Here is a 14,983-nt window from a genome sequence, read left to right on the forward strand (position 1 = left end):
CGTCGACTCAGTCATCCGTCCAAACTGTGCCCCTCGGGCGTCCACAGCCCCTGGAGTGTGCGGCGGCGGCGCCCAGCGCGGTGTAGCCACCGGCCGTCACGGGCGTCGACGATGGCCGCTCTTCCTAGGTGCGATTCGTCGACGCCAAGATCGACCCACTACGCCTCAGCAAGCCCGAAATCGGCTGTTCTGGACGAATCGATCGTGATAGCCTGCTCCACACTGAATCAAGCGATTGAGCGCAGCTGGATTTATCTGCACCTGCGACGGGCGCAGGTGCAACCAACAGATGACCTTCAAGCTCGACCGTGAGCTCGACTGTGACTGTGGCCTCAAGACGCTTCGACGACACGTTCGCGCAGCCCGACAGCTTGTTCGATCGCTTTCACTGTGGGGACGAACAGGGCGAACACCGTCGGACCCGCTCGACTCGAAGTGTTCCCATCCCGTCGCCGAGTGGGAGATCCTCTTCGAGTCAGAGTGGGCGTTCTTGAGCTGTGAATGTTGTGGGGCGGTTCTCGAGCGAACCCGTCGGAGCGAGCTTCCTGTGGCCGCAACTGGAGGCTGGCGATGAAGACGACAGCCGACGGAACTGCTGCGACTCACCTCATCATCACCTATCAGTCGTTGGTCGTACAGCACATTTATTCACGATTGGAGCTGTAACTAGCCACGGAACACCTTCAGTACATGTTCCACACTGAATGAAGAGATCGTATTGCCAACAATTTCTATCGCGACACCACGGGCGAACGGCAGCGTCTCGCCTTCCACCCCGCGTGGACGAGCCCCTGGTGGTCGTTCCAGGAAGCGGTGTATCGAGAGGGGCGGTGGTGTGTCATCGACGCCGAGCGAGTGGCTGCGCCGACACTCGTCGTCGAGCCATGGGGGGTGCAGTCGTTTGCAGGGCCGTGATTCGTCTTTGGGGCAGCGGTTCGCACTGACGTCGTTCACCGAACACTGATTCCGAGGTTCAATGTTCAGGCAGCATGGTGTCGTCGAAGAGAAGGAGAAGGGAGGACAGACGTGTCCTGAACGCTCCGCGACGGCTCACGCCCGCTCGCGGACGTCTCGTTCGGGTCCATGTCGCGTCGCTGCGTGGCGTTCGTCAGCGACCCACCGCTGAAGCGGTGGGCTTGTCAGTGGATTCCCGTTCAACCCGACACGGGAGCGTCGGAGAACAGTGACGTGTCGCTCACCGCCCACGCCGCCACGAGTTTGCCCGCGAGCAGCGATGCCGGGGGACAGTGACGTGTCGCTCACGGTGAGACAGGTCCCACGCACACAGGCTCAGTGCCGGTCGTCCCCGAGCCATCAAGCCCCTTCGATCCCACTCGTGTGGAAACTCCGAGGCTCGGTGCCGTAGCCTTCGAACCGAACGTTGTCGGCAGATGCGGAGCGGTCGCGTCGCGCGCGGCCTCAATCGGCCGATCGCGTGCTCGGTCTGTCGACGCGCCAGCATCACGTGCGGTTTCGGTCCTCACTGGCGTTCGGACGCGAGAACCGGCGTGAAGCTGGCCGCACGCGTCGGCCGGGCCGCGCGCGCCACTCGCAGTGGTGTCTATAGAGGTCTCTCTTTTTCCGCGCCGCTCGCGCCCAAGGGCGCGAGGCGAAGGCGCGAGCGGCGCGTGAAGATGAGATAGGACTCTCGGAGAGTCAGGTTGGTCGTGTGTAGAAAAACCGCGAGTAGTAGTCGCGGTTGTCAGCGTCGTGCCAGACGCCTTCGGGTGTTGTACCCAATGAGTAGTAAGAACGCAATCGGTAATGAAGTTTCGCGTGTAACGAGCGATAAACGAGGATCGGAGCAGACGGAGTTGGAGCGGTTCGGGGCGTTCGAGGTCGTCGACGAGGCGGCCGAGCGGGAGCGGAATCTGCGACCCACGGTGCAGATGGAGATCGCGGCCAAGGTGGACCTGAACCACCCGGACGGGCGGTACGCGGGGCTGACGCTCGAAGCAGAAGAGCGGGCCAAAGCGCGGGAGTGGGAGATCGAGCGGACGCACGAGCGGTTCGACCGGCGACAGGACTCCGACCGGGAGGCGCGATGCAGAGACTATGTGGCTGCGCGGACGCCGAGCGAGTTGTGGCAGGTCGAACAGGTCGATCCCCGAGCGGGGATGGCCCAAGCGGAATTAGCGCAGGTGAACCAACAGGCGGACCGGTTACACGGCCGGGTGCGCGGGTGGACGCGCGGGGCGTTGTCGAAGCAGATCGCGAGGCGAGTGCAACGTGGCAAGGACGTGACGGATGCAGTCATCGAGACGGCGGAGGAAGCGCAGTTCGGCGCCGGGCAGGTGGTGCCCATCGGGGCGCTGGCGCAGGTTGAGGGTGATGAGGTGACGGTTCAGGGACGGGTTGTGAAACTTTGGCCGCCGAGCCATCCTTCGATCGCTCAAGTGGGGTTGCTGGAGGACGAGACGGGCACTGTCAGAATCACCGTGTGGGAGAAGTCGAACAAGACGCGTGTCCGGGAGGGCGAGCGTGTCCGCATCGGCGCCGGTGCCCTCTCCTTCTACAAGGAGCGTGCGAGCATCGCCATCACCGGCTGGAGCGAGTTCCGTGTTCTCGACCGCGGGCGATGGTGGGAGCGGTAGGCAGCCACTCTCCGTTCTTTTTCGTAGCCTCTCCCTCCCCAACCGTCGTCCGCGCTCGCCGTCGACCAGACCGCAACGCACCGCGACGGCGAGCCGCGAACGCCCCTCGCGCGTTCTCGGCCTCTCGGCCGATTCATCGCGCGCCGACGCAGCACGGGGCACTTTTTTGCGCCGTCATGCGGTGCCGGCGCGCACTCGCGCCACACCTACCCATTATGTCCAACATGTCCAACCATCCACCAACGGCCGAGCACTCTGCAAGTCTATGTCCGAACGGTCACTCACTCGTCGCCGTCGAAGAGTCCCTCCCCGGCCACGCACCGACCGACTACGACGTCGAGATCGGCACGGGTCGCGAATACCTCACCCGGTATTGGCGCTGTCGCACCTGCGGGCAGGAGCGCAACCGACAGGACGAGTTCACCGAGCCCTGCGAGGACGAACCCACGTCACTCCTCGTCGACGGCGGCTACTCGGTCGAGGACGGCCGAACGCGACGAGCACTCACCGAGCAGATGGAGATCGAGTACGGCGAGCGCGGCCCTCGCTACGCCGTCGAAAGTCAGAGCGGCCACGCCTACGAAGTCGATGTCGAGCACGGAACGTGCACGTGTCCAGACCACGCGAAGCGACTCGTCGAGTGCAAGCACCTACGGCGAGTGGCGCTCGAGATCCTGGCTGGACGACTTCCAGATACGGACGGCCGGTTTCGGCGCTGACCGTCCCAAGACTCTCTCCAGTGGAACCAAGCACGACAACAGGCTCGCCTAGCTGTGTCGGGTCTCGCGATATCGGTCCATCTCGAGAGAGTGTGAAGTCATCGGTCGATCGTTTGATGTCGAAGACGGCGTCCTGTGTGCACTCCACCTCGGGCGTTGCACCGTAGCAACAATGACTTCCGAAGCGCCTAGGCCCTCACAGACGAGAACCATCTTTGCCTCGGCATCCGGATATTTTCTCGCGCCGTCGAACGGCGACGGCGCGTAATTGTGTCGTCGACCCTATGAGTCAACAACAATCCCATCCGTTCGATTGCGTCTCGAGTTCAGACCTCTCCTGGTGTCACTCCAGTGGAGGGCCTAAGCGTGAGTGCGGGACGCAGCACGGTCTCCCGAAATCATTCGCTGGCGGCAACCCGGCCTCAATCCAGTAACAGATGCGCGAAACACTCGATTCGTTCGACTACGGCGACGCTACGATCACGATCGTGTTCGACACTGGCGGACCAGTCGGGAGTGACCACCTCGTAATCGTCAACGGCGACGACTACCTCGTCAATCGCTGGTTCTACTTCGACGAGTTCAACCAGCGATACGCGGAGAATTTCGCGAAGAAGATCGTCGACGACGAGGCATATCGCCAAGCATCCCTCGACGGGACGGCTGACTGGAAACAGGTTGCCGAGATCTACGAGGAGGCGGCCAGACGCATCTTCGACATCTTCCAAGACGCTGGCTTGATCGGCTACAGGGCGGGTGACGAACAGGAAGAACAGCGATATCGCGAAGCAAAGGACACGTGGGAGCGACTCTGTCGAGAGATCTTCGCGGAGGTCAAAGACCGGATTCGGAACGATGACTCACTCGACGGGCTCGACGAGTACATCGAGACGCGCGTCGAGCAGGCACGCCGGAAAGCCGACGACCTCGCGGACTAGGCGCCCCACGACACCATTTTTCTGCCCCTCTGGGGTGAGGGGCGACACACTCGCCGCTCGTGAACCAACCTATGGCGACAAGCGATTCAGACCCAATCGAAGAACGGACGTATCTCGAACGAAGCGACGTCGGCGTCTCACTCACGGTGAAGCTGAAACGCGGAACCGAGACGCGTGACCAAGACGAGCTGACGGCGAAGGTGAAGGCCGCAACGCTCGACGACGCCTGCACGGACATGGACGACCTCCGAGCGTACCTGCGCGACCTCAGCGACGACCTGCGGGCCATCCAGCCCGTGAATGAGGCAGAGGAATGAGCGACGGCCACACGCGTCCAGCGATCGAGATCCAGCGCCAGACCGCGTTCACCGCGACCGGCGACCTCGAGGTGAGCGAGGAGGCGGTCGAGACTTCCCTCGCCGATTTCGGCGCCGATGTCGACCACCGTGACCGAGAGACGCGACTCGACGAGCCCGAAGCCACGACGTTCGGCGTCGACGACCGGCCGGAAGTGAGTGGTTCGAGCGACGGCGACCAATCCTCGCTCTTTGCGGACACCGAGGACGATCAGCAAACCCTCGACGGCGAGCAGGCGAGCGAGCGCTGTCTCTTCGAAGAGTAGCGAAGTGTACACAGCCTCAGGCCACCCACTCCGAGGCTTCTGTAGTTCCTGCAGTCGTGCGCTAGCACTCCTTGTTCCGCGAGGAAACGAGATGAGGTAGCGATCAGTCCAGTCCGGGGAGCGTTGCCTGATGCGACTGCCCGAGGTCTTTCGGCACCGGGAGTTGCTTCAGAACCTTCGACTGCATGCGGTAGTAGTCGTTGTGTGCCTTCTGCGCGTGCGCCTCGATCCACACCTGCGCCTGCTCGCTATTCAGGTACGCACGAAGTTCGTCGAGTTCGACGTGGTCCTTGGGGATGATGTAGTACACCGAGTGACGCGGCACAACCTCCCCCTCTCGGTCCGCCCAGAACTGCGGTTCTGCCGTGACGTCCTTCGTGAGAATCTTCGGCTGGAGAATGTCGTCGAGCGGGGGGTTCTCGTGCATCGAGTACCACACCTTACCCTTCTCGACGCACGAACGATCCTCCAGACGGTCACGATGGATCTCCGCCCAGTCACCGTACTCGCCGAGTTCGTCCTCCGGTGGGAGATTCCCGTGTTCGTCGTACGGGCAAATCAGCAGTTGCCCGCTGTCCGGACCATCGTTCTGCTGGAGTTGCCGCCCGCTGGTGGTGGGGTAGGTCCACCCGTTCTCGATCAGCTGTGGCGGGACCGCCTCGCGATCTTGGACGAAGAGGGAATCTGCGCCGGTCGCAACGCCACAGGACACGCGCGTTGTAACGTCATCGAGCGTCGCTCCGGTGTTCATCTCGGGGACGCCCCCGCGGATGATTGGCGCCCAGCTGTCGCCGTCATCGGGGAGGTCAACAGTCCGCTCGGTCCCATCACGAAGACGGATGTGCGTCTCTCCAGGAGAGGTGTTCTCGATAGTTGTGATGGCAGGGTACGTCAATAGCTCGCCGAAGGCGTCCTCGGCGACGTGCTCGATCTCCTCGATGTGGCGCGATGCGAGGCGCTTTCGAAGTTCGCTACCGGTGTCGACGTACTCGAATTTTTCCGGCGTGATGAACGACAGCCGACCGTCCTCCGCGAGCAGGTTCAGGGACTGTTCGAAGAAGAGGATGTAGAGGTCGAATCGCCCGATAGCGGTATTGAACTGCTGCTTGTACCGCTGTTTCTCGTCTTCATCGAGCCCTTCGATGGGAACATACGGGGGGTTCCCGACGATGTACTCGAATTCACCGAGGTCGGCAACGTCACCGAGGAAGTCGCGTTCTTGGAACTCAACTGGCAGATCTGCGTGGCGTTCGCGGGCAGCCGTGAGGTGCTCAGGGTCGAGTTCGATGGCGACACCCTCCGGGATTGGGTGGCCATTGGTATTGCAGTAACGCTCGACTGCAGCGATGAACGGGCCTTTGCCGCACCCGGGATAGAGAATCGTCTCTCCAGCCGCTGGCGGGTTCTCACGAAAGAGTTTCTCGACGATGTGATCTGCGAGATCGTCCGGGGTGGGCACGTGCCCTTTCATTGCTCCTACTTACCCGGCAATCACTCTTAAATGTATTTATCACTCGAGGTCACTGAGCGACTGCTGCGCTTCCGTCGAGACACCCCAATCCTCCAACTGCTCGATGAAGTCATCGCGTTCGTCGTGGAAGAACACCGCATCGATCTCGGACGTGCCGTCCTTCGTGATTTCGCTCCGCACAGTCTCGCGCCCATGGCTTTCGAGGTACTGCCGCCCGAGGTTGGCGACAACAACGAAGTTGATGTCGTCGAAGTTCTCGTGTGCTTCATGCGCCTCCGTGCGGAACTCCTTGAATCGCTTCTGCTTGTCCTTCTGCTGAATCACCCGAATCTCACCGATGACCTCGTAGGGCTCTGTCTCTGGGATGACGATATCTGGCTCACCTGGGAGACTGTTGCCTTTCCACGCAGCGTACCCTTCCTCGTTGAGGAACTCTAGGAACTCAGACTCGTAGCGCATGCGGTAGAACCGCCGTTGATCGCCTTCCCAGGACTTATAGAACGTGTACAGGACCGTTTCGAGGGAGAGCGATTCGGGCATTAGCTCGGCGAGTGCATCGGCGAATGCTTGAGCGTCATCGACGTCTTTCAGCGAGCTTTTTCGGTCTCGGAAGCGCGATCCAATGCCGCGAACCCCGTACTGTCGTTCGAATTCTCGGTCGGGCAGTCCAGCTACTTTCTGGAACAGTGCGATCATGGCTTTGTGATTGGCATCGATTGCGTTCAGAAAGTCCTCGCTCGTGGCTTCCCCGAACTGGATTCGCTCCTCCGGGCTCTCGGTGATCTCGAAGTGTTCTCGGAGTTCGTTTTCTGCGGTGTGGACCATCTCGTCGATGTCCTCGTACATATCTGGGAGTTCTTCGTCGGAGGGGCGTGGCCAGTCGGAGATATCCATACCGCCGATGTGTCTCCGCCACCACACTAACACTATCGCTACTTTATCGTTGGTGTGTGGACCAGCTAGTTGGCCACTGAGGCGGTCACGAGCCCGAAATACGGGACTTGAAACAGAGCTACATCTCTTGCCGTTCCGCAAATGATTGACGGGCCACCAGTACCGGCCTTCCCATCGTGCGGAGCGACCACCCCCGTATTTTTCGCCCCCTGAAGGGTGCGGGGCCTTCTGAATCGGGCGTCGCTGATTCGCAATGTCGAGTAGACACATCTACGAGAACGGCTTCGACGAGGACTGTGGACGAACACTCTCTGGGACCTGTCCCGAGTGCGAGGGCGACCTGGAGACGGATAGCGGCGAGACGGCGTGTGAGGAGTGCGGCCTCATCATCGACGAATACCGCGTCGACCACGCGGCGACCCCCCGAAATTTCGACGACGCCGAGCGGAGTACCGAACATACGGGGCGGCCCATCACCCCCAGTCGACACGACCGCGGGCTGACGACCGAGATCGGGCACTACCGGGATGGGCAGGGGCAACTCCTCTCGCGAGCAAAGCGCCAGCAACTCGGCCGGCTCCGTCGGGAGCATTCCCGTGCCCGCTGGGGATCGACCGCGAAGCAGAACCTCGGCCATGCCTGTGGGGAGATCGCGCGGCTCGTCGCCGCGCTCGACTTGCCCTTCTCGGTGCGAGAGGAAGCGAGTCAACTGTTCCGCGAGGCCCAGGACGCAAACCTGATTCGGGGGCGCTCCATCGAGACGTTCACTGCGGGTTGTGTGTACGCCGCGTGTCGGCGCCGCGGGCAGAACCGCTCGGTCCAAGAAATCGCAGACGTCGCGCGCTGTCCTACTGAGAAGGTGTGGCTCGGCTACCGCATCCTCTCGCGCGACCTCGACCTCGCGACGGGGCTCGTCCGCCCGGTCGACCTCCTTCCCAAATTCGCCGATGAGGCCGACGTGCCGAAGCAAGTGGAGCGTCGCGCCTTCGAACTCGCCGAACACGCGGAACACGAGGGAATCGCGAACGGGCGCTCGCCCTCAGGTGTGGCAGCAGCGTGTCTCTACCTGGCTGCCCAAGAGACGGGGTTCATCCTTACGCAGGAGCGACTCGAGGAGATTGCAGGCGTGACTGTACTCACTATCAGAGCGCGCTACCAGGAACTTCGAGGAGAGCGGTAGCGGACTGCCGTCCGCTGTCCAAACTGTGGCACGGTCAGCTTGTTTCCAACGGAGGAACAACCTGTACAGGCGGTCGAGGCGACTGCCCCGGGGCTTGACCTCGAGGTACTTCACGAAATCCCAGGACGTCACGGTTCCTGACTTCAGAGTTGACTCTCGCCCATCCACCGTGACGAGTCACTCTTCTTGTTCATCGGTTGGTTCCAACGGAACTCTCGAAACCTCGATATCTTCATAATCTCTCTCCGAAGAGAGAACGTCCAATCTCCGTGTTTCTGCAGTTGCTGCATGGAACGCGTCGAAAGGCGTCATCCCTTCGTCGTAGTAGTTCACGGCCTTCAGAACGACCTGTTTCTCTTCCTCATCACGTACAGGGACGAGTTCAAGCAGGTTGGCAACGAGTTGAACATAATCGAATTCGTAGCGTTCCCGGGCCAGGACGAGTTCGAGATACGAGAACGCCGACGTTTCAACCTCGTATTCGTCGAGTGCAGCTTCCGCTGAGCCTTGCAACCAGTCAGCATCCTTTGCGAGTGCAAGAAGAAAGTCTGTTTCGACGTACACCGTCATCTCTCGCTCTCCCCGCGAGCGTCCGACTTCGCCTCTTTCTCAATGTCCTCTCGTATCTCTGAAATAGACGCATCCTGGAGCTCGCCTGTTGCCGCGCGAACAGCTGCGAGTGGATCGTCTGCAACCGGAATGAGCTCGATCCGATCTTCGTAGGTGACGATGTGATACCGTTCTCCGTACTTCTCCCGCACCTCCTTGGGTATATAGAGCCGTCCCTGCTTGTCCGTCTCCGTTGACATAGTTTGTATTTCGGTGGCATAATACAAACATCTTTCCACGAGTTTGAAGGTAGTGACACTGCCGTGGTTGGCTTTCCACGACGGCTCTCGGGGGAACGATTCTCGCCGTCGAATTTGTCCCCCTCGACCGCAGTCGTGGGCTTTCTCCTCAAACCGCCGTGAATTGTGGTATACCCAGCTCACAACCGCATTTTTGGGCGCCTGCGAAGGGCGCAGGCGCACTTGAAGTGGGCCTGTGTGAGTAGTCATGAAGGATCCAGAAACGAGTGTTCTGTTCGCGGGAGTCGACGGTCGCGTCGACGCCGAGCTGCCCGCGTGGTACCGAGCAACGAAAACTGCGGACACGGTGGAGTCGGAGGCAGACGTCGTGACGTTCGCGGAGGCCGTGCGTACACTGCCGCGCGCGGCGCCGACGACGGTGGCGTACCACGACCCCTTCGACGACGTGTGGGTGGAGACCGAGCGCTTCAACGCCCTGGTCGAGCCCTGCCGACTCGCGGAAGGCAACGCCGCCGAGCAAGACCCGCTGTTCGCGATTCCCACGGATAGCTATACGGTGATCAACCCGGTCGACGTCTACGGGCCACTCGGCGACCTCCTCACGGACACGACGCTCGACGACACCGCACTGGGTGAAGCGGTGTTCGGCGAGATTCGGCAGTACCGCGGCGGCGGCGAGGTCCACATGGACGTCATGTTCGATGGGCTCTCCGTGGAGTTGCCTGGCCGCGACGAACCGATCGCGCTGGGCGTGACGTCGGGCTACGACTTCTTCGGCGGCCACGCGGTCTACGTGGAGGGGTTCGCACAGGACACCGCCTGTTCGAACTCGATGCGGGCGCTTACGGATCGCGTGACGGTCAAGCACGTCGGCGACGTCGCCGATTTCGAGGCGTGGTGGGAGCAACTCCTCGCCCAACTCGAACTCGTTACCAACGACCTCTACGACTTCATCGTCGACGCCCAGGACATCGCCCTCGATCTGACCGACGTCCCGTTCGACCTCGCGGAGTTCTACACCCTGCTGGAGTTCCCCGACTACTTGGCCGAGCGGGCGGCCGGTGATGCGCGTGCTGAAGCGGCTGATCCCTTCCACGTCGATATGTGGACGCTCCACTCGGGGGCAACCTACGCGCTCACCCACTTCTTCAGCGGGAAGGAAGGGGCGGCACTCGACGCCTACACCCGGACGGCTAACGATATCCTGTTCAATCCCGAAGCGACCCTCGATCGCGTCGAACGGACATACGCCGAGCAGGCGCGCGCGGCGGCGGATGAGGAGGGCAGCGAGGCCGCGGGTCCACAGGCACTCGCCCAGGTCGAGCGCGCGAGTGCAGACGTCCGGGCGAAAGCCGAGACGTTCGAAGCGCGAGAAACCCTGCTCCGCGAGCGGTTTCAGGACGCCGCGGAATAATCCGGGGGTGGCCACGTTCCGGCCACCGTCGCCACCTCGCGGGTACTAGCACCCTCTTTTCGACCTGCTCCTAGCAGAAATATTTATATTCAGGCATCGACTGGTGGACTGCTATGGCTCCCCTACCTACGACCCGACTGCGGGCCAGCGACCATTGGGTAGGTGAGCTATGCCCCCATCATGCGTGCAAAGTATCCCGCAGTAATCGCTGAGACGCTCTCGAACGCCGCCCGGTTCCGTTGGGGCGCGGGCACGACGCTGGCCATGGTGACGTTCCTGCTCGTCGTCGCGAGCGAACCGGTGCTCGCCCAGTCGGTTGGGTCGACGTTTTGTAACACGGAGCTCGCCCAGACAGTCAAAAATATCTTCAGCATTATCCAGTTCGGCGGCCCGCTCATCGGCGGCGTCGTCGCGCTCGGGGCGACGGTCGCGACGCCCGCGGTCCGGCGTGCCGATAAGAAACAGGAGATGAAGGAGATGCGCAACCAGGCGATCATCTGGGGGATTATCGTCGCGCCGCTTGCGACGGTCATCCTGACGTTCCTGCTGAACAACGTGGTCGTCGGAGGGACGAGTTGCGGCTTCTGAGCCGCTCGCTCCACACGCTCCTCCTCGTCATGGCGTTGGTCGTCGCCGGAACACTCGGTACGACCGGGGCGGTTGCACAGCGAAGTGCCGGCCCAGATCATGGCCTCAGCGAGGAGACGTACTATACGCTCTGGTCGGGCGACGAAGACGGCGACCTCCCGAACGAGTCGAACGGGAGTGCAGCAGACTTCGCCGCGGCGACGGACGTCCCCTTTAACGCACCGCCGATCGCCGTCGAGCGCTGGAACGTTGGCGACCTCGAAGACTTTCCTGCGACGAGCGCAGATACGTCGATCCACCCCTCGACAGCCACACTCCACGATAGCGTGTTTCTCAAGGACGCCTATCTCGACGTGTTCGCAGTCCAGCCCTCGACACGAGCGCGCCTCTCACCAGGTGAAGCACCCCTCTACGTCCCGCCGAATGGAACCGTTCTCGGCACGGTCGATTATCGCGTCGCCCTTCCCTCGACCGACGCCGACACTACCTGGCGGAACCTTGCCCACGAGATTCAGTCGGTCTCCCTGCGTCTCGATGGGCAGACGATCAATTCGACAGATGGCACTCATACTCCGATTGTAGCATACAGCGGGCTAGAGGGACAGAGCGGTCAACAGCACGAACTCACGCTGGAGGCCACGATCACGCTTGAGGCTGAGAGAGTAACGCGTGACTCGCACAGACACTGTGTGTACAGTGGGCAGTCAGTGTCCTGTACGACTCGCTGGACGACCGATATCGACCCGGTCACGGACCAGCTCATCGTTCGCGACTCGATTACGGTCACGGGCTACGACCTCGACGTCTCGGGCTACCAGACGACGTACCCGAACGGCGACCGCGGCCTCGTCGTCTACAAGAACCTTCCGTGGGCAGGCTACGAGACACCCGAGGGCGACGTTCGCGGCGTCTGGGCGTTCTACTCGGCACGGGATCCTGCGTGGGATACCCTCGTCGTGAGTACGAGCGACGGCGAGACAGTGCAGCATTCGCCACTCCATCCCTTACAGGTCTCGGCGTATCCGATCGAGACGGGGCCGACGGCGCATGGCGACTTCCGTATCCTCGATGTCTATGGCGATCCGACGATGCCACCCACACTGCCGCCAAACGTGACTCTCGACGTCCTCACGGACGAATACACGGCGAGTTTCGGTATCGCCGTTCGCGAACGACGGGCGTCGACGGCGTGGACGGACGTCACCGTCCGTGGATTGGTCCGCGGGAGTTCGATCAATGCGACTCCCGACTCGCTCGCTGCGATGTCGCTGCGGCGGAGTAACCTCTCGCTCGCGATCCTCGATCAGGACGAGGAGACCGTCACCGTCCAGGTGACGCTCCGTGACGCCGAGACGAATGCGTCCATCGCGACCCACGACCGCGAGGGGTACGTGGTCCTTAACGACAAGCGTGTCCAGACGAACGAAACGGGGCAAGTGACGCAGACGCTTTCCCGCTCGACGGACGCGATCACCGCACGCTACGAACCAGGCTACTGGTGGCGCAATCTGCCCGGCTACGTCGCCGATAGTGATACGGTCTACGTCCGTGGCCGCTACATCGACCTGCTGGGCGCGCTCTACGGGATCGGCGTCCCTGTTGGGTTGTTGCTCATCGCTGCGTTCCTCATCGACCGCCTGACGGGCTGGCCGCTGTGGCCGCCGTGGAGGAATCTATGAACGAACTCTCGCGACGCGATCTCTTGGCTCTCGGTGCGGGTGGGCTCGCCATGCTTGCCGGTTGTAGTGAATCCGCACCGGTCGAATCTCCATCGGTCTTCGAGGACGTCTCCTTTGAGGGGACCGACATGGTCGTCGACCTCCGGGCAGACCACGACATCGACCGCGTGAATCTCGTCTCCCCTGATGGGACGCTGTTCACGAGTGCGACCGTTCCCGTGGGCGCGACGACGGTTCGGTTGCAGGTGTTGGATCTCAATCCCGGAGCACCAGAGCACTACGTTCCGGGGGAGAACACTCTCATCGCAGTGAAAGGCAGCGAAGCTATCGAGAAACTTGTCACCGAGATAGTTCCCAACCTCTCAATTACCACGGTTTCGGCAAGACCCAAATCTTCTGATCATGCAGGACAGCTGGCTGTTGAGGTGAAGAACACTGGCACTGGTCCTTCGTGGATCCACCAAATTACGTACGACGGTGCACCCAATTTCGCAGCGAACGACGATCTGAGTGAGGATCCCGGAGTTCATCTCCTCTCAGAGCCAAACAATCGTGAGGATTCTATCATCGCGGCGAACGAACGAAGGAGCTACATCGGAACATCTCCTCCGCTGATCTACCCCGAAAATGGTTCGGTAGCCACAGATTGTACCGGTGAAGTCCACCTAACTGTCTTTGCAGGTACGGGTACAGGATCGGCGATTTCAGCAGACATTCTGGTTCGTCCGAATGGTGAGGCAAGCGTCATCGGTTCGTTTGGCGATTTCACCTGTAGCGCCGCCGAGATAACGAAAGAGAGGGGCAGTCAATGAATCATCTTCATTGGAGGCACTGATATGAGCGCTCTCGCGGACGTTATCGTCTCGGCGTTACTCGCGCTCTTAGAGAAACTCTTCAGTCCAATCACAGAAGTGATTGAGACAAACGCGAACGATGTTCTGAAAGATGTCGTCGGTACACCGGCGCCGAGTGACGTCTTCACACGTCCCTCCAACAACATGTGGCCACAGCTCTACGACTACTACTGGCAGGATATCGTCCCACTGGCCCTGCTGTTGTGGGCGCTTTCTGTGGGACTCGTCATCTTCTTCGAGTCGACGAGCCACCTGTTTAGCGGCTACCACCAGGCACGGCTGAAGCGCCGAGCGTTCACCGGACTCGTGGGCATTCTCGCGTGGTGGTGGCTCGCAGCGTTCTCGCTGCGCTTCATGAACGCATTCACGGGCGTCATCGTACCCGATCTCTCGAACATCTCGTTGTTCGAGACGCTCTCGTTCACGGCGCTCGGCATTCTGGGCGTCGTGATATCGTTGAGCGTCGACCTCGCACTCTTCGTGTTAATCGCACTCATCTACTTGGTGCGCCAACTCTCCCTCTACCTGTTCGTCCTGCTGATGCCGCTCCTCATCGCACTGTGGGTGCCGGGTATCGGACCGATGGCGTTCGTCTCGGGCTTCGTGAAGAAGCTCGCCGGCTTCTACGTGCCCTTCCTGTTCATGCCGCTGCCGGTGGCCGTACTCTTTCGCCTCGGCGAAATCCTCGGGTCGAGTGTTGGGTTCACCGAAGAGGGCATTCTCCTCTGGCTGACTGCGCTCATGATTCCGATCATCGCAGTCGTTTCCCCCTTTGTGTTGATCTGGCAGGCCGGAGCGCTCCTCTACACGGGCGAGCGGATGGCCCACCGCGTCTCCACCGCACGGGGCCAAGCGCGGGTGACAGCCATTCGGGACCGCGGCGGCGACGCCGTCCACGGTGGGCAGAACTTCGCCCGCGGTGTCCGGGGCGAACCGGCCGTTCGTCGTGATGGCCAGCAACTCCTCGGGGCGGCTGGTGGCTCACGTGCCCACGCCATCGGCGGCCGTCTCAACGCCGGTGGCGCGACGCTTCGCGACCGCCTCCGTGGCGACGCCGGCGACGCGACGACAACTGCGTCCACGACGGACGCTCCCGCACGACAGACCGATTTCGAACAGCTCCGCAGCGATCGGCGGTCCACGTCCCCGTCTCCGTTGCCGTCGACGGACGATAGCGACGACACAGACGACGCTGACACGCCGCGATACATCCACTAATCA

General features: G+C 61.6%; 15 protein-coding genes. 11 read left to right on the plus strand and 4 right to left on the minus strand.

Translation table 11 applies throughout. The annotated features are described in order from the left end of the window. Positions 1–1,739 precede the first annotated feature (1,739 nt). From P0Y33_RS11070 to P0Y33_RS11090, 5 genes are all read left to right on the plus strand, one after another. Positions 1,740–2,594: a DNA-binding protein gene (locus P0Y33_RS11070; protein WP_279527467.1), complete on the plus strand. Its 855-nt coding sequence runs from the start codon at positions 1,740–1,742 to the stop codon at positions 2,592–2,594. Between the two features lie 224 nt (positions 2,595–2,818). Then, positions 2,819–3,313 (plus strand): hypothetical protein, encoded by a 495-nt coding sequence (locus tag P0Y33_RS11075; RefSeq protein WP_279527468.1) that lies wholly within the window; start codon positions 2,819–2,821, stop codon positions 3,311–3,313. A gap of 437 nt (positions 3,314–3,750) precedes the next feature. Further along, a complete protein-coding gene (locus P0Y33_RS11080; protein WP_279527469.1) occupies positions 3,751–4,251 on the plus strand; it encodes a hypothetical protein in 501 nt (166 codons plus the stop codon). Positions 4,252–4,322: 71 nt separating this feature from the next. Further along, positions 4,323–4,568, plus strand: coding sequence for a DUF7389 domain-containing protein (locus P0Y33_RS11085; RefSeq protein WP_279527470.1), 246 nt, complete (start codon positions 4,323–4,325; stop codon positions 4,566–4,568). Beyond that, positions 4,565–4,873, plus strand: a complete 309-nt coding sequence (locus P0Y33_RS11090; RefSeq protein WP_279527471.1) for a hypothetical protein — start codon at positions 4,565–4,567, stop codon at positions 4,871–4,873. Before P0Y33_RS11085 ends, P0Y33_RS11090 begins: the two co-directional genes overlap by 4 nt. 103 nt (positions 4,874–4,976) lie before the next feature. Here the strand turns inward: P0Y33_RS11090 and P0Y33_RS11095 are convergent, their stop codons facing one another. Continuing rightward, positions 4,977–6,344, minus strand: coding sequence for an Eco57I restriction-modification methylase domain-containing protein (locus P0Y33_RS11095; protein WP_279527472.1), 1,368 nt, complete (start codon positions 6,342–6,344; stop codon positions 4,977–4,979). A gap of 39 nt (positions 6,345–6,383) precedes the next feature. Next, the gene (locus tag P0Y33_RS11100; protein ID WP_279527473.1) at positions 6,384–7,238 is read right to left on the minus strand and encodes a hypothetical protein; all 855 of its coding nucleotides are present in this window, start codon (positions 7,236–7,238) and stop codon (positions 6,384–6,386) included. 253 nt (positions 7,239–7,491) lie between these two features. On the opposite strand from P0Y33_RS11100, the gene P0Y33_RS11105 reads away from it, so the two are divergent. Further along, positions 7,492–8,418 carry a transcription initiation factor IIB gene (locus tag P0Y33_RS11105; protein WP_279527474.1) on the plus strand — a complete coding sequence of 309 codons (927 nt, stop codon included), beginning with the start codon at positions 7,492–7,494 and terminating at the stop codon, positions 8,416–8,418. Between the two features lie 177 nt (positions 8,419–8,595). Here the strand turns inward: P0Y33_RS11105 and P0Y33_RS11110 are convergent, their stop codons facing one another. Together P0Y33_RS11110 and P0Y33_RS11115 are read right to left on the minus strand one after the other, a co-directional pair. Next, positions 8,596–8,988, minus strand: coding sequence for a PIN domain-containing protein (locus P0Y33_RS11110; protein ID WP_279527475.1), 393 nt, complete (start codon positions 8,986–8,988; stop codon positions 8,596–8,598). Next, positions 8,985–9,227 (minus strand): AbrB/MazE/SpoVT family DNA-binding domain-containing protein, encoded by a 243-nt coding sequence (locus P0Y33_RS11115; protein WP_279527476.1) that lies wholly within the window; start codon positions 9,225–9,227, stop codon positions 8,985–8,987. The genes P0Y33_RS11110 and P0Y33_RS11115 overlap by 4 nt, the downstream gene beginning before the upstream one ends. 247 nt (positions 9,228–9,474) lie before the next feature. On the opposite strand from P0Y33_RS11115, the gene P0Y33_RS11120 reads away from it, so the two are divergent. From P0Y33_RS11120 to P0Y33_RS11140, 5 genes are all read left to right on the plus strand, one after another. After that, positions 9,475–10,641, plus strand: coding sequence for a hypothetical protein (locus P0Y33_RS11120; RefSeq protein ID WP_279527477.1), 1,167 nt, complete (start codon positions 9,475–9,477; stop codon positions 10,639–10,641). A 162-nt stretch (positions 10,642–10,803) separates the two neighbouring features. Next, entirely contained in the window at positions 10,804–11,229 is a 426-nt protein-coding gene (locus P0Y33_RS11125) for a hypothetical protein (RefSeq protein WP_279527478.1), read from the plus strand. Beyond that, the gene (locus P0Y33_RS11130; RefSeq protein WP_279527479.1) at positions 11,217–12,908 is read left to right on the plus strand and encodes a hypothetical protein; all 1,692 of its coding nucleotides are present in this window, start codon (positions 11,217–11,219) and stop codon (positions 12,906–12,908) included. Before P0Y33_RS11125 ends, P0Y33_RS11130 begins: the two co-directional genes overlap by 13 nt. Then, complete coding sequence (locus P0Y33_RS11135; RefSeq protein WP_279527480.1) at positions 12,905–13,720, plus strand: hypothetical protein; 816 nt, start codon at positions 12,905–12,907, stop codon at positions 13,718–13,720. The genes P0Y33_RS11130 and P0Y33_RS11135 overlap by 4 nt, the downstream gene beginning before the upstream one ends. A gap of 24 nt (positions 13,721–13,744) precedes the next feature. After that, positions 13,745–14,980, plus strand: coding sequence for a hypothetical protein (locus tag P0Y33_RS11140; RefSeq protein ID WP_279527481.1), 1,236 nt, complete (start codon positions 13,745–13,747; stop codon positions 14,978–14,980). Positions 14,981–14,983: the final 3 nt, after the last annotated feature.

The sequence above is a fragment of the Halospeciosus flavus genome (assembly GCF_029814175.1).
In the GTDB taxonomy this organism is placed as follows: domain Archaea; phylum Halobacteriota; class Halobacteria; order Halobacteriales; family Halobacteriaceae; genus Halospeciosus; species Halospeciosus flavus.